General features: G+C 37.1%; 18 protein-coding genes, 2 tRNA genes and 1 pseudogene. 2 read left to right on the top strand and 19 right to left on the bottom strand.

Annotation, left to right across the window (positions count from 1 at the left end; all coding sequences use genetic code 11):
• The first annotated feature begins 332 nt into the window (after positions 1-332).
• Together K5Q14_RS04015 and K5Q14_RS04010 are read left to right on the top strand one after the other, a co-directional pair.
• Positions 333-2,699 carry a phosphoketolase family protein gene (locus K5Q14_RS04015; protein ID WP_220734547.1) on the top strand — a complete coding sequence of 789 codons (2,367 nt, stop codon included), beginning with the start codon at positions 333-335 and terminating at the stop codon, positions 2,697-2,699.
• A 101-nt stretch (positions 2,700-2,800) separates the two neighbouring features.
• Positions 2,801-3,187: an MmcQ/YjbR family DNA-binding protein gene (locus K5Q14_RS04010; protein ID WP_220734546.1), complete on the top strand. Its 387-nt coding sequence runs from the start codon at positions 2,801-2,803 to the stop codon at positions 3,185-3,187.
• 91 nt (positions 3,188-3,278) lie between these two features.
• On the opposite strand, the gene K5Q14_RS04005 is transcribed toward K5Q14_RS04010, so the two are convergent.
• The 19 genes and pseudogenes from K5Q14_RS04005 to alr form a co-directional block, all read right to left on the bottom strand.
• A tRNA-Gln gene (locus K5Q14_RS04005) sits at positions 3,279-3,350 on the bottom strand.
• Between the two features lie 39 nt (positions 3,351-3,389).
• Positions 3,390-3,472 (bottom strand) — tRNA-Tyr (locus tag K5Q14_RS04000).
• A 411-nt stretch (positions 3,473-3,883) separates the two neighbouring features.
• A complete protein-coding gene (locus K5Q14_RS03995) occupies positions 3,884-5,569 on the bottom strand; it encodes a putative glycosyltransferase family protein (RefSeq protein WP_246587551.1) in 1,686 nt (561 codons plus the stop codon).
• Between the two features lie 180 nt (positions 5,570-5,749).
• Positions 5,750-7,642 (bottom strand): M13-type metalloendopeptidase, encoded by a 1,893-nt coding sequence (locus K5Q14_RS03990; protein WP_220734545.1) that lies wholly within the window; start codon positions 7,640-7,642, stop codon positions 5,750-5,752.
• A gap of 113 nt (positions 7,643-7,755) precedes the next feature.
• A complete protein-coding gene (locus K5Q14_RS03985; RefSeq protein WP_220734544.1) occupies positions 7,756-8,694 on the bottom strand; it encodes an ABC transporter ATP-binding protein in 939 nt (312 codons plus the stop codon).
• Entirely contained in the window at positions 8,691-9,746 is a 1,056-nt protein-coding gene (locus K5Q14_RS03980) for an ABC transporter ATP-binding protein (protein WP_220734543.1), read from the bottom strand. Before K5Q14_RS03980 ends, K5Q14_RS03985 begins: the two co-directional genes overlap by 4 nt.
• Positions 9,747-9,760: 14 nt before the next feature.
• Entirely contained in the window at positions 9,761-10,792 is a 1,032-nt protein-coding gene (locus K5Q14_RS03975) for an ABC transporter permease (RefSeq protein WP_220734701.1), read from the bottom strand.
• 11 nt (positions 10,793-10,803) lie between these two features.
• Complete coding sequence (locus K5Q14_RS03970; RefSeq protein WP_010016046.1) at positions 10,804-11,721, bottom strand: ABC transporter permease; 918 nt, start codon at positions 11,719-11,721, stop codon at positions 10,804-10,806.
• A gap of 78 nt (positions 11,722-11,799) precedes the next feature.
• Positions 11,800-13,433 (bottom strand): annotated as a pseudogene (locus tag K5Q14_RS03965) (peptide ABC transporter substrate-binding protein).
• Positions 13,434-13,652: 219 nt separating this feature from the next.
• On the bottom strand, positions 13,653-15,290 hold the full coding sequence (locus K5Q14_RS03960) for a peptide ABC transporter substrate-binding protein (RefSeq protein WP_220734542.1): 1,638 nt from the start codon (positions 15,288-15,290) through the stop codon (positions 13,653-13,655).
• Positions 15,291-15,471: 181 nt separating this feature from the next.
• Complete coding sequence (locus K5Q14_RS03955; protein ID WP_010390557.1) at positions 15,472-16,131, bottom strand: amino acid ABC transporter permease; 660 nt, start codon at positions 16,129-16,131, stop codon at positions 15,472-15,474.
• A 9-nt stretch (positions 16,132-16,140) separates the two neighbouring features.
• Positions 16,141-16,782 carry an amino acid ABC transporter permease gene (locus tag K5Q14_RS03950; RefSeq protein ID WP_220734541.1) on the bottom strand — a complete coding sequence of 214 codons (642 nt, stop codon included), beginning with the start codon at positions 16,780-16,782 and terminating at the stop codon, positions 16,141-16,143.
• Positions 16,782-17,648 (bottom strand): transporter substrate-binding domain-containing protein, encoded by an 867-nt coding sequence (locus K5Q14_RS03945; RefSeq protein ID WP_220734540.1) that lies wholly within the window; start codon positions 17,646-17,648, stop codon positions 16,782-16,784. The genes K5Q14_RS03950 and K5Q14_RS03945 overlap by 1 nt, the downstream gene beginning before the upstream one ends.
• 86 nt (positions 17,649-17,734) lie before the next feature.
• Complete coding sequence (locus K5Q14_RS03940) at positions 17,735-18,472, bottom strand: amino acid ABC transporter ATP-binding protein (RefSeq protein WP_281419676.1); 738 nt, start codon at positions 18,470-18,472, stop codon at positions 17,735-17,737.
• A gap of 219 nt (positions 18,473-18,691) precedes the next feature.
• A complete protein-coding gene (locus tag K5Q14_RS03935) occupies positions 18,692-20,488 on the bottom strand; it encodes an ABC transporter ATP-binding protein (RefSeq protein ID WP_220734539.1) in 1,797 nt (598 codons plus the stop codon).
• Positions 20,481-22,259, bottom strand: a complete 1,779-nt coding sequence (locus K5Q14_RS03930) for an ABC transporter ATP-binding protein (protein WP_220734538.1) — start codon at positions 22,257-22,259, stop codon at positions 20,481-20,483. The genes K5Q14_RS03935 and K5Q14_RS03930 overlap by 8 nt, the downstream gene beginning before the upstream one ends.
• 72 nt (positions 22,260-22,331) lie before the next feature.
• Entirely contained in the window at positions 22,332-23,282 is a 951-nt protein-coding gene (locus K5Q14_RS03925) for a YdcF family protein (protein ID WP_220734537.1), read from the bottom strand.
• A 20-nt stretch (positions 23,283-23,302) separates the two neighbouring features.
• Positions 23,303-24,397: an aspartate-semialdehyde dehydrogenase gene (locus K5Q14_RS03920; protein ID WP_220734536.1), complete on the bottom strand. Its 1,095-nt coding sequence runs from the start codon at positions 24,395-24,397 to the stop codon at positions 23,303-23,305.
• 52 nt (positions 24,398-24,449) lie between these two features.
• Positions 24,450-25,562: an alanine racemase gene (gene alr, locus K5Q14_RS03915; RefSeq protein WP_220734535.1), complete on the bottom strand. Its 1,113-nt coding sequence runs from the start codon at positions 25,560-25,562 to the stop codon at positions 24,450-24,452.
• Between the last annotated feature and the right edge of the window lie 32 nt (positions 25,563-25,594).

Raw genomic sequence — 25,594 nt, 5'->3', positions numbered from 1 at the left:
CAAAGTGATTCTACCATACATCATAAAAATGATGCAAGCCTAACTATTTAATAAAATAACTTTTTCATCTCATAAACGCCTACCGTGAGCGATATCTTCTCTAAAAGAAAATACCAATACTTAAATTGGTTCGGTCCAATTTAAATATTGGTATTGACTTTTTATCCAACAGCCATTACGATGAGTATGTAAAAAAATAGTTGATGTCTAACAAATTTAGTTTTAGATTTTTCATAATACTTTGCAAAGTAATGATCAAACGTCGCTGTAATTTTTACATGATTATCTCATACACATTGTTATATATACCATCATAACTTGGAGGAATAAACATGAATATTGATTCAAAAGATTATCTTCAGCATTTAGATGCTTACTGGCGGGCAGCTAATTATTTATCAGTTGGCCAGCTCTACTTGTTAGATAATCCACTACTCAAAGAAAAACTTACCGCAGATCAAGTAAAAATTCATCCTATCGGCCATTGGGGAACCATTCCTAGCCAAAACTTCATTTATGCACATTTAAACCGCGCAATTAACAAATTTGATTTAGATATGTTTTATGTTGAAGGCCCAGGGCACGGTGGCCAAGTCATGATTTCTAATGCTTACTTAGATGGCAGCTATACTGAAGCTTTCCCAGAAATTACGCAAGATTTGACTGGTATGCAAAAAATGTTCAAACGTTTTTCATTTCCAGGTGGTGTTGCTTCACATGTTGATCCAAAAGTACCTGGTTCTATTCATGAAGGTGGTGCATTAGGATATTCGATTTTACATGGTGCAGGTGCTGTGTTAGACAATCCAAATCTTATCGCTGCTGTAGTGGTGGGCGATGGTGAAGCAGAAACCGCACCTCTTGCGACATCATGGCATGTTAATAAGTTTTTAAATCCAAAAAATGATGGTACTGTATTACCTATTTTGAATTTAAACGGTTTCAAAATTGCTAATCCAACAGTTTTGTCACGAGAATCTGATGATACTTTAACCGAATATTTCCATAGTCTGGGTTGGCATCCTTATTTCGTTAGTTCGTTTGATAAGCCTATCATGCAAGTTCATGAAGAAATGGCTAAAACAATGGACACTGTGTTTGAAGAAATCAAACAGATTCGTGAAACTGCAGCGCAACAAACAAGTGACAACGTTACTCGCCCAATTTGGCCAATGATTGTCTTACGTTCACCCAAGGGCTGGACTGGTCCCAAGACTTGGGATGGTCAACCTATTGAAAACTCGTTTCGTGCTCACCAAATTCCAATCCCTGCTGATCAAAACCATCCTGAATATATACCAGATCTCGTTGATTGGCTAAAATCATATAAACCAGAAGAATTATTTGATAATAATGGTCATTTATCAGAAGCTATTCAAGAAGTATTGCCTAAAAAAGATTTGCGTATGGCAAGTAATCCTGTTACCAACGCAGGTATCATTAAGCCGTTATCACTTCCTGATCTTGATAATTATCTGGTTAAGGACGCTAAACCAGGAAACCGTTTGGCACAAGATGCAATTTTGTTAGGTGAGTATATCAGAGACATTATTAAACTTAATCCCACTAATTTCCGTGGCTTTGGGCCAGATGAAACAGCCTCTAACCGCTTCCAAGATGTTTTTGAAACAACTAATCGTCAATGGTTGCTACCAATTAAAGAACCAAATGACCAATTTATGGCACCTGAAGGTCGTATTATTGACTCGATGCTTTCTGAACACTACGACGAAGGTATGTTAGAGGCCTACACTTTGACAGGTCGACATGGATTCTTTGCAAGTTATGAAGTCTTCATTCGTGAAGTTGATGATATGATTGTACAACACTTCAAGTGGTTGAATCATTCACACGAGGTATCATGGCGTAAAGATGTGCCAGCTATCAATATTATTGCTGACTCAACAGTATTCCAACAAGATCATAATGGTTATTCACACCAAGATCCTGGTGTCACAACCATGTTATATGAAAAGCAACCTAATTTTGTTCGTGAATTTTTCCCAGCAGATGCCAATAGTTTAGTCGCAACTTTCCAACATGCTGTACAGGCTAAGCAACAAATCAACTATATTGTTGCCAGCAAACATCCTCGTTTGCAATGGTTTTCTCCTGATGAAGCACAACAACTGGTGAAAAATGGCTTGCGCGTGATTGACTGGGCAAGCACTGATCATGGCGAAAAGCCTGATATTATTATTGCCTCTGCTGGTTCTGAACCAACTACTGAAAGTTTAGCAGCTATACAAATTCTCAATCAACATATGCCAACGTTGAAAATTCGTTATATCAACGTCTTAGACTTGTTTAAATTACGCGCAGACGCAACTTATGGTTTGAGTGATGATGAATTCGATAGTTACTTTACAACAGATACACCTGTTTTGTTTGCCTTCCACGGTTATGAACCTATGATTGAGTCCATCTTCTTCAAACGTCATAATCATAATCTCACAGTTCATGGTTATCGCGAATCTGGTGATATTACAACACCATTTGATATGCGTGTACTTAATCAAATTGATAGATTTAACCTTGTCAAGTCTGTTATTAATGTCTTACCAGATGATGTCGCTATCAAACATACTGATCTTATTCAAGAAATGACAGATATGCTTGATAAACACGTTACCTATACAAGAACAAAAGGCACTGACTTGCCAGAAGTAGAAAATTGGCAATGGCAACCATTGAAATAACCGTTTTACATTAATCACATTTTATTTGAAGCTCAAGTGTTATTCACTTGAGCTTTTTTTGATATAATAAACATAAAATAATGCTGGGAGGATACTCGCTCATGGTCAATCCAATAATCATCACGCGAATAAAGCATTTTCAGGATTTTGGATCTAGTTTACCGCATGCCAAAGTATATTTTCGTGAAGATTGGCACACAATTTATTTTGACATTTCCGGAAAAATGTTTGGCTTGATGTCTCCTACTGCATCTGAAACCTCAATTATTACATTAAAGGGTGATCCAGATGCTAATATCGAACTGCGTGAGATTTACCCTGATATTACTGCAGGATATTATGCAAATAAAAAACATTGGAATTCGATTAAACTCACAACATCAGCATTATCAGATCAAGAAATTGAAAACATGATTATACATTCCTATAAACTTGTGTATGCAAATTTACCGCTTGCTGTTCGCAAAGCGTTTACGGCATCGGATTAATTTTACCGGCAATATACTTTTTACATCTGAATTATATCAGAATAGTAGATAACTAAAAAAGAGCTTTTCAGCTCTTTTTTAGTTAATTGTATTGCCCCTGCTGGATTCGAACCAGCGCATAGCGGTACCAAAAACCACTGCCTTACCACTTGGCGAAGGGGCAATAGTTAATCTTTTTAGCCGTTAACTATTAAATCGGCTATGGGAGCGGTAGGATTCGAACCTACGAACCCGAAGGAACGGAGTTACAGTCCGTCGCGTTTAGCCAGACTTCGCTACACTCCCATATCTCAAACAACTATATAATAATACCAAATTTTGAAACATTTAGCAAGGTTTTTTAATAGACTATCTTCCAATTACTTTTAAAAAAATTTCATAACAAACAAAACACCTTCCAAAGTGACACAATAATAATTAGTTTCTGCACTAAATGAATAGTTATATTTATTATAATATCGGCTCCAAATACAACAACTATAATTTACTTAACGCTACTTTCAATTTAGTAATGATAATGAACAATAAAGCTTCTACTACAAAGATGGCGCGTATGGTATTTAATGTACCTGGCATTAACCGATTATCTTCAATATACAATACTCTATCAAAATTTATAACTCATTTCTTGCATTTTATCGTAAAAAAATATTAAGGTACCCTTTGGCAAGGTAACCTTAATACTAAAAGTGACATTTATTGACGTTTTGTCCAATATGGAAAAATCATAATTATTATGATACTAAATAAACTAATCGCTACACTCATAACGAATAACTTATTCATCCTTGTTTGTATCATGATACGATGTTGTCCACGATTTACTTCAATCGATAATGTACCACGTTTTGATGAATGTAAGTTGGTTTGTTTCCCATCAACACTCACTACATAGTTAATGCCATTGTATTTCAAAAATGGTAAGTCTACTCTTTGTTGTTTCGGATTATTAACAACGTAGCTGATGTTGGATTTGCCTTGAATTGTCTTAGAAAATATTTGCTTTCCATCATCATTTAATACTTTGTGCGCCAATATTGTTGGTTTATTTTTCAAAGCTAATGCTGTCCAATAATCAAATGCACCATACGTATTAAAGTAATTATTGTATTGTTTATCAAATGTACTTGCTGTCACACGATATGTAGCAAAAGGCGTATAGTTCAAATATCCTTTACTAGTTGTCTCTATGCGATACGTGTGATTGATATCTTTTTTATATGCATGAATACTAATCAAAGTTGTCCCTATAGTAATTAAAATCAATACAACAGCCAATACTTTCTTAGTATATTGAGAACCATTATTGTTAGCAATATCCTTAATAGCTAAAACGCTAGCAATTGTTAAGAAAAATATAGCAAATGGCAATATACGATAAGGAAATTGTAATGTCGCAACGGCTGTATTTTCCCACATAAACCATGGAAAATCAGAAGAAGCAATAAAGGTTAATCCTAGGCCAATCCAAAAATACATACGTGTTTGTTTAGAAAGTATCTTCCACATCACAAATATCCCAGCCAAAGTGATCAGAAACACAAAGCCTAGTGTTCGTGTTGATACCAAATGAATACTCGATACATAATAACCAGCAAAACTTTTTGCCCATTGATAATGAAGAACTGCATCAGGCGAAACAATGTTATTATGTTTTGTTAGCATCAAAAATGGTACTAAAAATGCCAAAAAGCTTAATGAAAAACTTATTATTGCTTTAACATAACTACCTAACTCACTGATTACTTTCTGATAGTTCAGAACTAATCTAACAAGTGTGACCATACTTAAGATGATAACTGTCAAAACTAAACTCAGTAAGTGCGTATATCCCATTAAAGTGACTGCGATAAAAAGCGTTCGCCATTCCTCTTTTTTCACTATGCGATAATAACCTAAAAAGATCAATGGTATCCATGCAATAGCAATGAATTCTCCAAAGGCAGATACACCTATGATTGAAAAAACACGATACGCAGATAATGAAAATATAACACTACTACAAATTGATAACCATTTATCTTTTAATAATTTATCAAACGAATATTGTGCAATTACAAAGCTAATTATCCCATAGACACCTAACGTTATATAATATGCTGTCACACTGTTTTTAATCAATAAAAACACGAGTATTGCTGGTGCTAACGTTAATGACGGATAAAAATATTGCACGCCACTACCAACACTATTAAATGACGCATAAGAAATAAAATTAACATTCCCCGAACGAACTTGTGTCACTAATTCATGAATACGATTAATGTGAAATTGTAAATCAGCTCCAGAATACACTGTTTTGGTATGCCACAACTCAATAATCGGAACAAGCGCAACTAACAAAGCTACTATCGCTATAACTACTCCATTTTTTTTACTCATAATCTCCATTTACTATCCCTTTTTATGGTGTAACTATAAGTATACCAAAATATCAAATAGCATTGAGTGGAAATTGACACATTACGTAGAGCTCAAATAAAACATTAATAACATTCTTTATTTTTCAAACAAGATAATTATGCTGATATCTATGACTTGTGACCATTAATATAAATTACCTTACCAAATTTGCACACGTTCGCCTGCCGCTAACCACATGTCATCATCAGGTTTCACGTCAAATGCATCAAAGAATTCATCAAAATTTTTAACTTGTACATTAACGCGCAGGGCTGCTGGTCCATGAGGATCAGACGCAGCTAATAAGCGCATATATTCTGGACGTGCTTTCATACGCCAAATTGTTGCCCAACTCTCAAAAAATGCGACTGCAGAGAAGTCTGAATCTAGTTTAGCGGCTGCTAATGCGGCTGCTAAACCACCCAAATCTGCCACGTTTTCAGATACAGTCAACTTGCCATTCACTTTAGCACCATATGAGTCAAGTCCATCAAATTGTTTGACAACTTTATCTGTACGCAACTTAAATGCCGCAAAATCTGCATCTGTCCACCAATTATTTAAGCTACCATACTCATCAAATGAAGCCCCATTCGTATCAAATGCATGAGAAATTTCATGGGCAATAACCGCACCAATGCCACCATAATTAGCTGATGACGATTGCTGCAAGCTATAAAATGGGGCTTGTAAAATAGCAGCTGGAAAGACAATTTGATTTTGTTGTGGATCATAATACGCATTAACTAAATGTGCCGGCATATGCCACTCGCTACGATCCACAGGCTGATGCCACTGTGACCATGCATGCGCAATTTCAATTTGTCTAAATTGCGTTGCTGTGTCAAATAATGTCATTTCTGGTTGTACTATTTTTTTGTACAAGCGGTCGGGTAATTTTTCCGGATAACCAATGTGAGGTACGATTGTATTAAGCTTAATAATGGCTTTTTGACGCGTTGTTTCATTAAGCCATTGATTAGCTTGCAAACGTTGTTTGAAAATAGCAATCATTGTTGTTACTTTATTTTCAACATCTGCTTTGGCCTCGGGCGAAAATTTTTGTTGCGCATAATAAACGCCAATTGCCTGATTAAATGGCTGTGCAGCCAAATAGACAGCCGCTTTTTCAGCACCCATGGCTTCTGGTAATCCAGTCAATTCCCGTTGATATTGACCACCCAAAACACGAATTTTGTCAGATAAATAACTTGTAAATTGATTAGCTACCGTTACTATGAGATAAGCTTTTAATAATGGCCAAGCTTTCTCTGAATAAAATTGATCAGCTGCAGCCCAAAAACGTTCTTCTGGCACAATAACTTTATCTGGTTTTTGGCCAATTAATGCAGTTAAAATATCGTTGAGTGGTAATTCTGGCGCCAAATTTGTAAATGTCTGCCAATCATAAGGATGATATAACTTAGCATACTCATGATTTTCTTCTTGACTCAAAACTACTTTAGCAGCACGTGCATCAAGCGTTAGATATTGATCAATTAGTTCAGTCGTTTCAGATTTTGAAAAACCAAAATGTGGTAACAGACTTTCTTGTTCTTCGCGAAACTTAGCTAACAATATTTCGCCTTGTGCATGCCCTTTTTCATAGTAGGTTGTGTCTGGTAAAAGAATACTCAAAGCACCCGCCCATAAAACATTTGTTTGCGCATCTTTGAAATCTGGTTCAACGCCTAACGGCAAAGCATTAGGAAAACCTGATTTTTCTAGTTCAACAATATGACTTGCAAAATCCGCAAACGACGTGTAGCTTTGATATTTTTCAATTAGTGGCTGCACAGGGGATGTTCCAAGTGCATCTCGTGTTTTTGTGTCAGCTGCCAAACGATGATACGCAACAAAGTTTTTTAAAATAGCTGTTTCAGGTACATCGTCCCCGTTTTGCCAATTTTTGGTTGTTGTTACCAACCATTGTTCAATTTCGTCAGACAAATCACTGAACCCACCTGTACGTGGCTTATCATTAGGAATGACTGCTGTCTGCTCCCAATCACCGTTAATTGCTTCAAAAAAATTATCTTGTAATCGTACCATATTATCCTACTTTCTCATTAATAACTCATGTTAATTATACACATTTTTCATTTTAATTTCATGATAATGTGCAATATAAAAGCTGTCATAACTTCATGACAGCTTTTAATAGTTTATAGACTTTGTTGTGATTTATATAACGCGGCTTCTTCATCTGTTGCCAAAACAAAATGGCCTGGATTTGCTTCAATCATATGCCGCTCTTTACCGTCTGTCTCGACCGTTGTATCGTACGCAACGTGTTTTCTCAAACTTTCAACTTCTGGATCTGGCACTGGAATAGCAGATAACAAACTCTTAGTATATGGATGTAGCGGGTGGTTATATACTGCGTCAGCTGAGCCAATCTCAAGTAACTTACCCCAATGCATCACACCAATACGATCAGAAATATACTTCACCATCGACAAATCATGGGCAATGAATAGATAAGTTAGTGAATGTCTCTTTTGCAACTCTTTCATTAAATTAACAACTTGCGCTTGGATAGAAACGTCCAAAGCTGAAATAGGTTCGTCAGCTATGATGAATTTAGGATCAACGGCTAATGCCCGTGCAATCCCGATACGTTGCCTTTGACCGCCTGAAAATTCATGTGGATAACGTGAGGCATGGTCCTCATTTAAACCAACTAATTTTAATAATTGCTGAACCTTCTCATCACGTTCCGACTTATTTTTAGCCAGCTTATTGATATCAATACCTTCAGCAATGATATCACGTACTTTCATACGACCATTTAAACTTGCTTGCGGATCTTGGAAAATCATTTGGGCACTTTTACGAAATTCCAATAATGCCTTGCCTTTCAAGTGCGTGACATCTTCACCATTAAACAATATTTCGCCTGCAGTCGGCTCATGTAATTTCAAAATTGCACGACCAATTGTTGTCTTACCAGAACCTGATTCGCCAACTAAGCCAAATATTTCACCCTCGTAAATATCAAAAGTCACATGGTCAATAGCACGAACTTCATTAGCCTTACCTTTATTAAAATAAAGTTGCAAGTCTTTAAGCTCAACTAACTTCTTCGGTGTTTCTTCAGTCATGATTGAGCCCCCTGTCCTTGAATTTCTAGCCATCGTGTCCAACGTTTTTGAATTTGTACCGGTGGTGTCACTTTAGGTGCACGTTCATCAAGCAACCAAGTCGCTGCATAATGTGTATCACTTACTCGAAAGAACGGTGGCTCTTCCTTTAAATCAATAGCTAAAGCGTATTCGTTACGTGAGGCAAAGGCATCACCAGTTGGTGGATCTAATAAATCTGGTGGCGTGCCAGGAATAGCAACCAAAGAGCCAACTTTGGTATCAGTTGTTGGCATGGAGTTTAACAATCCCCAAGTGTAGGGGTGCTGTGGATTAAAGAATATTTCATCAACTGTGCCATATTCAACAATTTTACCAGCATACATTACTGCCACACGATTAGCCATACCAGCAACAACACCCAAATCATGGGTAATAAAAATAATTGAGCTACCCGTATCTTTTTGTAATTCTTTCATTAAATTTAAGATTTGTGCCTGAATGGTTACATCCAGTGCAGTCGTTGGCTCATCAGCAATCAAAATTTCAGGATCAACTGCCAACGCAATAGCAATAACCGCACGTTGTCGCATACCACCAGACCATTGATGTGGATAATCATTGATATGTTCTTCAGCATTGGGGATACCAACACCTTTCATCAACTCTAATGCACGTGCCAACGCTGCCTCTTTTTTCATTTTACGATGTTTCATCAGCGGTTCAGCAATTTGCATGCCGATTCTCATCGTTGGATCAAGGCTAGTCATAGGATCTTGGAAAATCATAGCAATTTCATTGCCACGGACAGATTGCCATTCTTCTTCCGTCAAATCAAGTAAGTTACGATCTTTAAACATTAATCGTGAATTATCTGGAATCAAAGCATTTTTTGCATTCAATCCCATTAATGTTTTTGTCGTCACTGACTTGCCAGATCCAGATTCACCAACAATGGCCAAAGTCTCGCCTTGGTTTAGATCAAACGATACGTCACGAATTGCTTGCACTGTTCCTGCGTAAGTATTGAAGTTTACGTGCAAATTTTCAACTTTTAAAATTGGATTACTCATAATCTGCACACCTCTTAGTCTTCACTCGCACGTGGATCAAAAGCATCACGTAAGCCATCACCTAACAGAATGAAAGCTAATGATACTAAGACCAGCACTGCTGATGGAATTAATATTTGATAAGGATAGAATTGCAACATAGCTTGTGCATCAGAAATCAATGAACCCAAAGACGCAGTTGGTGGTTTAACACCCAAGTTAATTGCCGATAATACGGCTTCAAACATAATGGCACTAGGTACTGTCATCATAATTTGAACAATAATCGTACCAGCCATATTTGGTATTAAATGTTTGATTGCAATCTTAAATGAGCTTTCACCCAACGACTTTGCTGCCAAAACATAATCACGTTCTTTCAGTGTTAGCGTCATATTACGCACCTGACGTGCCATACCAAGCCAGCCCGTCATAGCAATCGCTAATATAATTGATAACACACCGCCACCGAGCAACAGACCAAGCATAGTAACAATAATCAAGTTTGGAATAGAAGACAAGATTTCAATAATACGTTGCATCACATTATCAATCCATCCGCCTTTCCAACCTGAAAAGACACCATAGGCAACACCAACAAACAAATCAATCAAAGTCGCAACAATAGCAACTAACAAGGAAATACGCAAACCGACTGTTACACGCTTGGCGACTGAACGACCGATATTGTCTGTTCCTAAAATAAACTTTTTGTTTTCAGGTACACCTTGCGACTCGTAAACGTTAGTCGCTGTTGTATCACCAGGTGCTTTGATTTTACCATTCCACCCAGGAATTGGTAAGCCAGAATTTGGTGGTAAATTCTTATATACTCCGACTTTATCAGAGTTAAATGCGTTAGCATTTTTTTGTGGCACAAATATATTTGACAAGACCGCAAAAGCCAAAATAAATATTAAGAACCACAGTGAGATAACCGCAAGCTTATTAAGCTTGAGGCGACGCCAAGCATCTTGCCAAAACGACAAGGCCGGCTTTGAGATATGTTCGTTGGCTTCAGAATTTTGTGCGCCAACGATGACAAAATCTTCAGTATTTGCTGCCATCATAAGCCTCCTTATTGCAAACGAACACGCGGATCAATAATTGCTGTCAAGATATCCGTAATCAAAATCATAACCATCAACATGGCTGAATAAACGATTGTGGTTCCCATAATAACTGGAAAATCCTTGGACGGAATTGACAAAACGAATTGCTGACCAATACCAGGTATTGAGAAAATCTGCTCAATCAACGTTGATCCTGTCAACAAACCTGCAGCCATTGGCCCAATGAGTGTCAGAACTGGAATCATAGAATTACGATAAGCATGCTGATTAACAACTTCTTTAGCACTCAATCCTTTAGCTTTAGCCAACTGCACATAATCTGAACTTAATGATTCAATCATTTCTGAACGAACAAAACGTGTCGTAATAGCTGCTGGGCTCATAGCCAAAGCAAGGGTTGGTAAAATGGTTTGTGAAAATGAATCACCCCAACCTGAAACTGGGAAAAGTGGCCACTTAAATCCAAACAAATAAACCAAAATAATGCCTAAGATGAAACTTGGTATTGAGATACCAAGTGTTGAGATAATACCTAAAGTACCATCAATTTTATTATTTTTATTACGTGCTGATGCAGCACCCATAAATAGTCCTGCAATAACGCCCACCACCAATGCTTGCGCACCCAATTGTGCAGATATCGGCAAGCGCTGACCAATTAACATACTAACTGGTTGATTTTGATATTGAAACGATATGCCAAAATCACCATGAGCGGCACCAATTAAGTAATTCAAATATTGTTGCCAAAGCGGTAGATCTAACCCATACGTTGATTTCAATTGTGCTATTGCTTCCGGCGTCAATTTAGGGTTAGTAAACGGCGTTCCAGGCATGATTTGCATCAAGAAGAATGTCGCAGTAACCACTAAGAAAAGCGTAAAGATAAGTAATAGCAGTCGTTTTAAAATATATTTCCACATAATATCATCTTCCTATACAAATAAGAACTAACCTGTGCTAATTCTTATTTGAAATTAAATATTTTTTACGATCTATCATTACTTACGATATGCATACTTGAAGTCTTGAATCAGACCTGTTGTATTTGTTACAACGCCCTTGACATCAGGATTTTGTAAAGCATAATGTGCCCTGAACATCAATGGGCTATAATTAGCATTTTTAAACAAAGATTCTTCTGCATTTTTGTAATCCGTATCACGATTTGCTTGGTTTAATGCATCTGTTGTTTCAGCTTTATTAACGGCATCAGTATATGTGTTATTGATAAATTTACCATCATTATAAGCACCATTATTTTTAAATAAATCATAGAAGGTTGAGCCTTCTGGATAATCACCACCCCACGCCGTTAGCAAGATTTCAAAATTTTGATTCTGAGCATCTTGCAATCTTTGCTTAAATGGTACAAATTTTTGATTGATTGTCAGCCCTGGCAAAGCTTTCTGCCAAGAACCCTGCAAATAATCAACAACGACTTTGTTGGCTGGCTGATCTGAAGCTGCTTCAATCGTCAAAGTGGCTTTTGTTTCGCCAAGTTCTTTCAATCCTTCAGCAAACAATTTAGCTGCCTGATTTTTATCATAAGTATATCCAGGTGCAACATATTTAGCCAAATCGGTACCATTTGCTGTTTTAGCTAACCCTGTTGGTACTAAGGCTGTTCCAGCTGTAGACACACCACCTGTTACTTCTTTAACGAGTTCATCACGGTTTGTAGCTAAATTCAAAGCCTGTCGGATTTTAGTGTTGGCTAAGAACTTGTTAGTGCCCGTTTGATTATACTCAATATAATCCGTCCGTACCTCTGGTACCTTAACACTGTTCTTACTACTCTTATTTGCGCTATAAAGCTCTGTTGTGGTTAATGGTGCTTCATCCAATTTACCCTGTTTGTACAACTGAACAGCCGTTTCAGGCTTCTTGACAACTTGGTATGTCAATGTTTGCGTTTTGACATTTTTAGCATCCCAATAATTTTTGTTCTTCACAAGTTCAAAGGTGCCATTAGTCCCATTCCAACCCTTAAAAGTGTAAGGCCTGAATATAACTGTTTTTCAGATGTTGTACCATAAGATTTACCTTGCTTAGTAACAAATGATTCCTTTTGCGGCATAAAGTTTGAAAAAGTTAGTAAGTATTCAAAATGTGGCATTGGGTGTTCTAAATTAAAGGTAACTGTATTACCTTTAGAGGTAACACCTAATTCATCTACTTTTTCTTTACCAGCAACAATTTTATCTGCGTTTTTAACGCCTGACGCCAGATAAGCATATTGCGAAGCAGTCTTGGGATCGACAATTCTTTGCCATGAATAAACAAAATCTTGTGCTGTTAACTTTGATCCGTCAGACCACTTTAACCCGCTACGTAATGTAGCAGTGTACGTAAGACCATCGCTTGATACCTTAATAGATTTAGCTAGATCAGGAATAGCCTTGCCTTTAGCATCAACTCGCAGCAAGTTAGAGCCAGAATTGCCAATAATCTGATTAGAATATTGATCTGTATTTTTTGAAATATCTAACGTTTGAATATCTGTTGGTAGTGAATAATTTAATGTCCCTTTTGCGGCAGCTTTTTGACCACCCCAGAGACCTGCTGCACGTGTACCACCAACAACAACCACAACAGCTGCTGCGCCGATAGCTACTTTTTTCCATGTATCCATACTAATATCCTCCCAAGATATGTCAGTCTTTTTTAAATACACATTAGTAAATAATACTATATCATTTAATATTCTCATATACAACTAATATTTAATTGTTATATTTCATGAGCTTATTTTTAAACTGAATCACTTGACTATATATTGCAATGTCGGATCGTCTCTTAAATAAAATAAGAATCAACTCACGTCAATTCTTAATCTACTCATTCACATTGTTTACTTTTTAACAGCTAACTTCCAGTCTTGATTCAATCCAGTTGTATTAAGAATAATACCTGTCACCTTAGGATTTTGTAATGAATAACCTGAACGGAAATACAATGGGTTAAAATTGCTATCCTTCAACAATGCTGCTTCAGCCACCTTGTAATCGTTATCACGGGCAGACTCTTTTAATGCATCGGTTGATTCAGCCTTATTAACTGCAGCGTCATAGGCTGCATTTTTGAATTGACCATTATTATTTGAAGCATCTGTCTTAAAGATATCGTAATATGTCGATCCTTCTGGATAATCGCCACCCCATAATGATACGACAATATCAAAGTTTTGTGTTTGTGAATCTTTAATACGTTGTGAAAATGGCACGAATTTTTGATTGATCTTCAAACCTGGCAAAGCCTTTTCCCATGATCCTTGCAAGTAGTCTAATGTTGATTTAGCTGCTGGTGAATCTGCATCTGAAGTAACAGTAAATGTTGCTTTAGTTTCACCAACTTCTTTCAATCCTTCTTGGAACAAAGTGGCAGCTTTTTTAGGATCAAACTTATAACCAGGTGCAACAAACTTTGCTAAGTCTTCGCCAGAATCTGTCTTAGCAAGGCCTTGTGGTGCCAAACCAGTCGCTGGCGTTGAAATACCTGCAGTCACTTGATCCGTTAATTCTTTACGATTAGTGGCTAAGTTCAAAGCTTCACGAATCTTAGCATTGGCTAAGAATTTGTTCTTACCTGTTTGATTATATTGTAAGTATGCTGTAGTTGCTTCGAGTGCTTTTGTCACATCTTTATTATTTTTGTTAGCTTTGTATAACTCAGGTGTATTAGCAATAGATACACGATCAATCTTACCCTGTTTATACAATTGTACAGCTGTTTCTGGTTTTTGAACAACCTGTACATCAATTTGCTTTGTCTTGATATTTTTGGCATCCCAATAATTATCATTCTTAATTAACTTAAAGGTGTTGTTAGTTCCATTCCAACCCTCAACCTTATAAGGACCTGAATAAAGTGACGTTGCTGCGGTTGTGGCATATTTTTTACCTTCTTTAGTCACAAAACTTTCTTTTTGTGGCATAAAGTTAGAAAATGTTAAGAGATATTCAAATTGTGGTAATGGTCGTTCCAAGTCAAAAGTAATTGTGTTTCCCTTAGCTGTCACACCCAATGTATCAACATCAGCTTTTCCTGCAGCAATTTTGTCAGCATTCTTCACTCCTGATGCGAGATAGGCGTATTGAGAAGCTGTTTTAGGATCAACTATGCGTTGCCATGAGTAAACAAAATCTTGTGCTGTCAACTTTGATCCGTCAGACCACTTCAAACCATTTTTCAAGACAACTGTATATTTCAAACCATCATCAGAGACTTTCACAGACTTAGCTAATTCTAATTTAGCTTTCCCTTTAGCGTCAACACGCATTAGGTTTGAACCAGAGTTACCAATGATTGTTCCAGAATAAGTATCCGTATTCTTAGAAATATCTAACGTTTGAATAGGCGTTGGCAGCTGAAATGACAAATTCTTATTACTTCCTGATGAGCTGCCGCCCCAGAGACCTGCTGCACGTGTACCACCGCCAACAACCACAACAGCTGCTGCGCCGATAGCCACTTTTTTCCATGTATCCATACTAATATCCTCCCGAGATATGTCAGTTATTTTAAAATATTACATTGTAAAAACAAGTATATCACTTATTTTTCTCATATACAACTAATATTTAATCGTTATATTTTGTAAAATTATTTTAAAATACCTTAATTACATAGTTAACAGAAACAGATAATCAATTTTGATAGATCGCTTGTAGCTAAGCTAATTTATGATCAGCCCATTTTGCTAATAGAGACAAGCCATAATTGAGTAAGAAATAAACCAGCGTAATAGCAATTAATACAGGCACAATATATGTTGAATTTTGTGCATAAACAATCTGACCACGATAAGTCATTTCAGATAACACAATTCCTAATGCCAAACTTGTATCTTTCACTAATGAAATCAACTGAGAAATAATTGGTGGAATCATTTTTTTGTAGGCTTGCGGCAAAACGATATAAATCATAGTTTGCATATTGCTCAACCCGTTCGCACGGGCACCTTCAAATTGACCATTATCAACTGATTCTAATCCACCACGCACAATTTCTGCTAACATGGCTGATTCAAAGGTGCTCATTGCAATAACTGTAGCCCAAAAAATGGGTAAATGAATGCCTATTTTTGGTAGCGCAAAATATACAAAAAAGATAATTAATAACAAAGGTAAATTACGAATAATGTTGTTAATTGTCCCAACAAATTTAGAAAAGTAAGGCAACCGTTCAAATTGAATAATGCCAACAATCGAACCAAAGATTAAACTTAAAATAACTGATATAACTGATACACCCACGGTAATACCCAAACCGCCCAACAGATAAAGGACGTTTTGTGGTGTGAAGGCGCTAAATATTCCTAATGTAACCATAATTCCTCCTTACAATGCGCGCTTAAGCTTGTGCTCAAGGTGTTGTATATAGTAGCTTAACGGTAATGTGAGAATTAGATAGAAGATTGCCACAATAATATATGTGCTAAAGGTATCAAATGTATTTGCTGCAACCATATTCCCTTGATACATCAAGTCCAATCCACCAACGAATGCTAAGATAGATGAATTTTTTACCAAATTAATGAATTGATTTCCCAATGAAGGTAAAGCAATTCGAAAGGCTTGAGGTAAGATAATATGCTGCATAGCTTGTGCAAACGACAAGCCATTGGCACGTGCACCTTCCATTTGTCCACCATCAACTGATAAAATACCCGCTCTAACTGTTTCAGCAATAAATGCTGACGTATACAACATTAACGCAACCGTTCCAGATGTAAAGCCACTCATCTTAACATACTTTGAAACGACTAGAAAAAAGAAAAAGGTAATAATCAATAAGGGGATATTTCGAAAAACTTGTACATAAACATTGCCAATTACTTGCGCCCATTTTTGTGGCAGAATTTGCATAATTGCAAAACCAGTGCCAAGAATCATTGATCCAATCAATGCAATGATACTAGAAAGTAATGTATAACCAAATCCTTGCAAGAATGTTGGGAAATTATTTTGTAATAATGCCATTATTTCGCCTCCAAACTGCGCCAATCAAGACCCGGAACGTTGCTAAACCACTTCTTAATGAGCTGGTTATAAATACCATTTTCTTTAATGGTAGCCAACGCCGCATTCGTTTCCTTAATCATTGGCTTTTGATTATTATCAAAGGCAATACCATAAGGACCATGTGTGAATGTACCACCAGCAATATGATAATCAGGGTTTTCCGTGGCAAAGCCATACAAAATAGCATTATCTGTTGACATTGCTTGACCTTGACCACTCTTTAGCGCCTGCATACCTGTTGCATAATCCTGAACAGCTAACAGTTTTGCCTTTGGTGCAAATTTTGCTGTTTCAGTAGCCGCTGTTGTACCAACAACTACAATAACTGTATATTTAGAACTATTCATATCTTTTATTGAGTTAATACCAGAATCTTTTTTAACTAAGATTGACTGTCCTGCATCAAAATATTGATTAGTAAAGTCAATAATTTTTTCACGTTCTGGCGTAATTGTCATTGTTGATACAGAACCATCAATATTTGTGTTTTTCAATAGTTGCATTTTTGATGCTGTTGAAACTGGTACAAATTCAGCAGACATGGGTACACCAGTTTGTTTTGAAATTTGAACTGTCAGAGCCTTAGCGATGTCAATATCAAATCCTTTTGGTACGCCAGTTTTTGTATCCATTAGGCCAAATAATCGTGTATCAGCTTTCACACCCCACACAATTCGGCCTAGTTTTTCAACACGAGCGAGTGTATCTTGATGTTCTGCATTTTTATTAGCTGTTGCTGTTGCCCACATTAAACCGAGAACAATAGCGGCAGCCAAGACAATTGTAGCTATAATACCAAATTGTCGCTTTTTAGCTTTTTCCATAATATATATACGTCGCGCATCTAGCCTATGACTTAATTGTATACCAATCAAATCATAGGTTTCAGCAAGCGCAATTCCTCCCTATTTTAGTGATGTTCAACTTGACTCAAAAACTTTTGTGCACGAACTTCCTTTGGCTTTTCAAAGAATTCTTTCGTTGTGCTATCTTCTAAAATTTGTCCCTCAGCCATGAAAATAACACGATCTGCCACGGCCTTGGCAAAACTCATTTCGTGTGTGACAACAAGCATTGTCATTGCAGAATCTTTAGCAATATCACGCATGACATCTAGCACATCCCCAATCATTTCAGGATCTAAAGCCGAAGTTGGTTCATCAAACAATAATGCTTTTGGTTGCATAGCTAAAGAACGCGCAATTGCCGCACGTTGTTTTTGCCCACCAGATAATTCTGATGGCATGTTAGCTGCTTTATCAGCCAAGCCAACTTTTTCCAATAATTCCATCGCTAATTTCTTATTTTCAGCTTCATCACGTTTCAAAACCAAACGTGGTGCTAACATGACATTTTCTAATGTTGTTTTATTATCATATAGATTGAAATGCTGAAACACCATACCGACATTTTTACGAATACGATTCATATCGGTTTTAGGATCGTGTAAATCAAATCCGTTAACTAGTAACTGTCCTTCTTCGATTTCTTCCAAACCATTAACAGTACGAATCAATGTTGACTTTCCTGACCCAGAAGGGCCAATCAAAACAACTGTTTCACCTTCATCAATCTTTAAATTAACATTTTTTAGTGCGTGGAAGTCACCGTAATACTTCTCTACATTTTTAAACTCGATCATTGACATACGTAAATCTCTCCTTATTCATGCGTATTAACCCTAGCGCATACATCTATTAACTGTAAAAAGGTAGCACTTAAAGTACTTTTTCGTATTTTAAGTCTGCTCACCTAATTATGTTCTGCTTCCATTGTACCTGTTTTAAGTCATTGTCGCCATATTCATGACAGCAAACATAACATATAAATGTGAATTATTTAACAGTTTCCATATATTACTTACTTTTTAGTCATTATCCTTATCTATGCCTTGTAGCCGATATAAGTCATAATATTGCCCCTGCAATTGCAGTAATTCCTCATGTGTCCCCTGTTCAATAATGCTTCCTTTATCTAATACTAAAATTAAATCAGCATCCTTAATTGTTGACAACCGATGTGCGATAGCGATTGTCGTACGATTTTGGCGCATTTTTAGTAATGATTTTTGAATCAAAGCCTCTGTTTCGGTATCCACATTTGCCGTTGCTTCGTCCAGTATTAAAATTTTTGGATCTTTAACAATTGCCCGTGCAAAACTAATCAATTGCTTTTCCCCAGCGGAAAATCCTGACCCGCCTTCTTGCACTTTGGCATGATAGTTACCTGGCAGCGCAGATATAAACTTATCAGCTCCAACAAATTCAGCTGCTGCTTTGACTTGGTCATCTGTAATCGTGTCATCATACATACGAATATTAGATGCAATATCACCAAAAAACATGAAAGGATCCTGCAAAACTAATCCCATTTTTTGACGCATATTTTTTAAATCAATATCTCGAATATCATGATCATCAATTAAAATATTTCCAGACTGAAAGTCATAGAATCGCATCAGTGTATTGATTGTTGAAGACTTGCCGGATCCAGTATGACCAACAAGTGCAACGGTATCCCCTGGATTAGCCGTAAAACTCAGATCTTTTAAGATTTGATGCTGCCCGTCATAACTAAAATCAACGTGTTGAAACGCAATTTTTCCTGCTATAATATCCTGCTCAGCATCACTATTTTGTGCTGGTGCGTAAGTAGTATCAGCTAAAATACCTAATATACGATAACCTGACACCAGCCCTTCTTGAAACGGACTAAATAAATTCATAACACTTTCTAATGGACTAAATATGTTATTTAAATACGTTGTAAAAGCATAAATGACACCCGCAGAAACAACTGTTGACATCGACATCACACCAAAGTACCAAAATACTAATACCATAGCTGCACCTAATAACATATCGACCATTGGTTCCAGCAGTAATGCATCTGCTTTTACCATACGAAAACGTGCATTAAAGTATTCACCATTGACTTTAGCAAACGATTTTTTAAATCTATCTTCTTGATAAAACTCCTGAATGACATCAATACCTGTAATACTTTCTGCGATTTTAGCATTTAAATGTGATAGCCGTTCACGCATATGCCGAAACAAGCTGGATGAAAAACGTTGATATAAAATCACTGACCCAACAATAAAAGGGACAACAATAAGCATCAGCAACGTTGCTTTGACACTTACCGTCAGCATACCAATATAAGCGCCAATCATGCTCATGACAACAAATGTTAATTGCATGAAAAATCGCCAAAAATCAGCAAGTGAGGCTGTGTCATTGTTAACACGAGTGACTAAGGAACCAGCTGGTACTTGGTCGAAAAATCTCATACCTAAGGTGTGTAGCTTACGAAATACTTGAATTCTTATATCTTCCAGTGCATACTCAGCAGCTACTGTAAAGTAGTAGGCATTTAATGCATCTGCCACAGCTTGACTTATCCTAATAACTGCTACTAAAACTGCGAAACTAATCATGACTTGCATAGTAACATTATCACGTTGTTGTAAATACGTGGTCATATAATAAGCAATAATACGCGGTGCTGCTGCTTGTAATAACGCAAAAGCAGCACCAATGGCCAATGCGCCAAAAAACATTTTTCGAAAAGGTTTAGCCATTCTAATCAATGTCACAATAACGTTTACTTGTTCTTTAATCGGGATACTTTTTGCCCATACAGAACTATTTTTTTCAGACATTGTTAACCGCCTTGCCACTTAGTTTATCTTCAAGTTTCGTTGCTAGTTGCTGTTGTTGATACATTTGAGCATACCAGCCATTTTGTGCAATTAACGACGCGTGCGTGCCTCGCTCTCTAATTTCACCATGATCAAATACAACAATCTCATCGGCATTCATCACTGAACTAATGCGATGTGCTGCAATAATAGTTGTTTTTTTACGACGCTCAGACTTTAAGGTTCCCAAAATATGTTTTTCCGTCAATGCATCGACAGCCGAAAGTGCATCATCTAGAATCAATATTTCTGGATTAGTAATCAATGCGCGCGCAATAGCTAAGCGTTGTTTTTGACCGCCAGATAAACTAACTCCCTGCTCGCCGACCTCAGTATCATATCCTTCTGGAAATGACAAAACATCGTCATTGAAATCAGCTTTTTGAGCAGCTAACATCACATCATGTTGACTTTTATTGATATCAGAAAAGCGAATATTATCTCGAATCGTTGTTGAAAACAAAAAATTCTCTTGTGCCACATACCCAATTGATTTCAAATAGGCCCCTAATGTATACGCCTTAATATTCACATCACCAATTCGCATATCACCTGTATAACCATCAAATTGACGTAATAACAGTTTAATTAAGGTTGTTTTCCCAGCACCAACACGACCAACAATGCCAAGTGTTTCACCTGCCTTAATCGTAATATGAACATTTTGTAATGCAGGCTTTATATGCTCGCTGTCTGGATAAATAAACTGGTCAATATTAATAGTTAAATCACCTTTAGCCTGCTCAGCCACACCATTTTCATCTTCAATAATGGCTGATTGTTCTGACAAAATATTTTGTACACGTATATACGATGCATTACCACGTTCAAGTACATTAAACAGTTGCCCTAATCCAAACATTGGCCAAACAAGTAAACCCAAATAGGTCGAAAATGAGACTAATTGACCAATTGTGATTTGATCATTAAGCACAAGTGATCCACCATACGTCATCATAATAACGAAACTAATTGTCATAATAACGGTAGCCATTGGTCCAAACAATGAATCAATTAATGCCACCTTTTTATTGACTTGAATCGTATCTTTGACTTGCGATTCAAAAGCAGCAACATCAGCCGTTTCTTGTCCTAAAGTTTTAATAGCTTTAATGCCAGCAATTGATTCTTGAGACTTGTTTGATAAACGTGAAAAAGCTTCCTGGGCTGAGGTAAATGCCTGACGCATTTTTGGTGACAAATATCGTACACCTAAAACTAAAAGTGGTAAGGGTAAAACGCCAACCAAGGTAAGCCGCCAATCGACAACAATAATCATGGAAATGACAGTAAAAATAATCACAACAACTGAGTCAACTAACATTAAAATACCACCAGAGGCAACACGTTGTATCGCTGATAAATCATTTGTCGCATGTGCCATCAAATCACCCGTGCGATGGCGTTGATAAAAAGTGGTATCCATAGTCATATAATGATCAAACAATTGCTGACGCAATGTTTTTTCAAGTAAAGCAGATCCCTGAAAGATATGCGTAATCCATGCATATCTAAAAATATACATTAATATCGCAAATAAAAAAATGCCACCAGCATAAAATACTAAGTTTTCTACTGTTAGCGTCCGTGATACAACTTGATCTGTAAAACGGCCAATCAAGGCGGGTGACACCATTTGAGAAATTTCCGTCAAAAATAAAAAAAACAGTCCTAAAACATAAAGGCGTTTATTTTGACGGAAAAACCACATTAATTTTCCAAAAACAGTCATACACATCTCCAATTTTATATTCAAGATTACTATATTCGCTAAAAATAAGATAAAAAAAATTATAACATACAACTAGTATGTAATAATCTTATTGACTACAAATGCAATCATACCCCAAACTATTGCCCATAATATTTGACGCCTTATATTCATGCTCATCACACCAGCAAATTCTCTAAAAAAAGCCGGTATACGATAAACTAACGGTACAAAGCCGCCACGCCCTTGCGCAATAATATTTTGTTGCTTAGCTAGCAAAACACCTCTAAAAACATGATAACCACTCGTATAAAATGTGAATGGTTGCTGAGAAAGCAATTGAGATGAATATTGTAAATTCTGATAGGTATTTCGTGAACGATTTTCTAGTTGTGTTTTTTCAAGTGGCACACCATAATGTGCGACAGACCAGTCACGCATCGCTTCAGCTTCACTAATTAACTGATCATCCCCCTGCCCACCAGAAAAAACAATCATTGGATATTCTGACATTTTATTAGCATCCGTCACTGCTGCTTGAATGCGCTGATCGACTATGTTCCCAACTTTATAACCTTCTGCCAAACCACCACCAAGCACGACCAAAGGTCCGTGAGTTGGTGCTTTACTTTGATAACCATAAATGACACTGCTCACAATAAAGCGACAAAATTGCCATACAAAATATAACATCAACCATGGCGCACTCAACCACCATAATGGCCACTGGCTAAGCACGACCAAACTCGTCAGGTAAATACCAACTAATAAAGGTAGTCCCAGTTGATGCGATTTTTTCCAACTATGTCGTACCATACTCAATAACAACAAAATACCAAAAATAACAGCTATACTGTAGCCAATTTGATGCATTAATTTTAAATTTTTTGATGTGATATTAAAAAAATCACACATAAAAATAACGATACCAATAACAATAAAAATCCCAAGCGTACCAATTTTCATTGTCGCGGGATTTTGTTGCACTTGGTAGTATAAAGATAATCCTAATACGATTATCGTTAAAAATAAAAATATTTCCATAGGCTTATTGTAACATGCTATTAGACTTCAAATTTACCTGCAGCATCCGCTGGCACACGAACTAAGTCTAAATCAACCAGTCGTTCAGCAATTTGAACTGTGTTCCATGCTGCACCTTTCAACAAGTTGTCAGATACAACCCACATATGGAAAGAATCGTCATTTTCCAAATCTGGACGAACACGTCCGACAAAAGTTTCACGTTTTCCTTCAGCATTTAAAGGCTGAGGATAGATTTGTTCTTTAGGATTATCTTCTAAGATGACACCAGGTGCTTGACTTAATGCTTGTTGAATGCCAGCAGCTGTAGCACCAGTATTTGGCTCTGTTTCAAAATAAACAGTCTCACCATGACCTACTGGTACAGGTACACGGACAGCTGTGCCTGTTACTTTAACTGCCTTAGAGTTTTTGTCTCCGAACATGATTTTTTTAGTTTCATGAATCATTTTCCATTCTTCATGTGTATAACCGTCATCTTCAAACACATCAATTTGTGGTAATAAATTATAAGCTAATGGGTAATGTTTATCAGCCCCCTTGACAGGCAAAATATTTGCAACCATTTCTTCACCAGCATTATGAGCTTCTGTTTGGGCTACTAACTCTTCCCAAGCGGACTGTCCAGCGCCAGATGCTGCTTGATAAGTAGACACAATGACACGACGCAAACCAAACGCGCGGCGTACCGGTTCAAGTGCCACTACCATTTGAGTTGTTGAACAATTTGGGTTGGCAATAATACCGTTATGCGCTTGTAAATCAGCTTCGTTAACTTCCGGTACAACAAGTGGCACATTATCATTCATGCGCCAAAAACTTGAATTATCTACTACAACCGCACCACGTTTAACTGCTTCTGGCGCAAAGCGTCGTGAGACAGAACCACCGCCCGAAGCCAATACCAAATCAATGCCAATAAAACTGTCTGCTGTCGCCTCTTCAACAGTTATTTCTTGCCCCTTAAAGATGAGCTTTTTACCAGCCGACCGTACTGAAGCAAGTAATTTCAAACTGTTAACTGGTATCGTTGAGTCTTCTAATTGCTCAATCAAACGTGTGCCAACTGCGCCGGTTGCACCAAGTATAGCAATATTATATGTCCGTTCTGTCATGTTTATTTTTTCTCCTCAATTTTAAACATTTCCCTTGAATTAGCTAATGATATTAATCAACAAGCACACGGTGTAATCGATCTTGCAAGCCTGTCATAATCTCCCAGGGTGCTAAATCAGCGTATTGTGCAACATCTTCAAGCGTATTTTCAAGTCCGCCATCCTTGCCAATGAATGTCACTTTTGTCCCAACAGGATACTCATGTGGCAACTTGATCATTAATTGATCCATTGCAACTTGACCAACTATTGGTGCGTATTGTCCGTCAACAATGACGTTAAATCCAGACATTTTACGTAACCAACCATCACCATACCCAATTGGTACAGTGCCTATCCACTCGTCACCGCTTGTCGTGTATTTATGTGAATAACTAATGCCTTCACCAGCTGGTAATTGCTTGACAAAATTCATTTCACTACGCAGTGCCATCACCGGTTGTAAGTTTTTGCCATCTGCTAACTCACCACGAGAAGGCTCAACACCATATAACACAGTCCCAACACGAATCACCTCATGGGGTACTTCATCAGCGTGATACATTGCTGCACCTGAATTTGCCACATGATAAAATTCAGGCTCTGGTAAACCATCTGTTATATCGTGCCACCGCTTAAGTTGCATATAAAAGTAATCCGTCTCAGCAGAATCTGATTCAGCAAAATGTGTTGATAAGCCAACATAATCAAAAATATCGTCATGTGCTTGCAGATAGGCGATTGCTTCTGCTAAAGACTCTCGAGAACGAAAGCCGATGCGACCCATCCCTGTATCCACACCCAACGTAATATGCAACCGTTGTTCACCAGTTAAATATTGTGTTGCTTCTTTTAACCATGATAACGATACAACAGTTACCATAATATGTTCCACGGCCATTAATTCAGAATATTTTGCTGGTGAAATTCCTAAAATAAGAATTGGTTCAGTAATACGTTCATGTCGTAGTGCCAGCGCCTCATCAATGACAGCCACAGCCAAACCATAGACCCCACCTGCAACAGCCGCCTGAGATGTTGGTACCAAACCTAATCCGTAGGCGTTTGATTTGACTGCCAAAAATATTTTATCGGCACCAGATACTTGCTTAACAACAGCAACATTATGCTTTAAAGCCTTTTTAGAAATTTCTATTTGCGTTGGTCGCGTAATTGCTTCTACCATTTTTGTACTCTTTTCATCTAAAATAAAAATCC

This window comes from Leuconostoc inhae, assembly GCF_019656015.1.
GTDB classification, from domain to species: Bacteria; Bacillota; Bacilli; order Lactobacillales; family Lactobacillaceae; genus Leuconostoc; species Leuconostoc inhae_A.
Note: the sequence above shows the minus strand (reverse complement) of the source record. Positions and strands in the feature narration are given on the sequence as shown.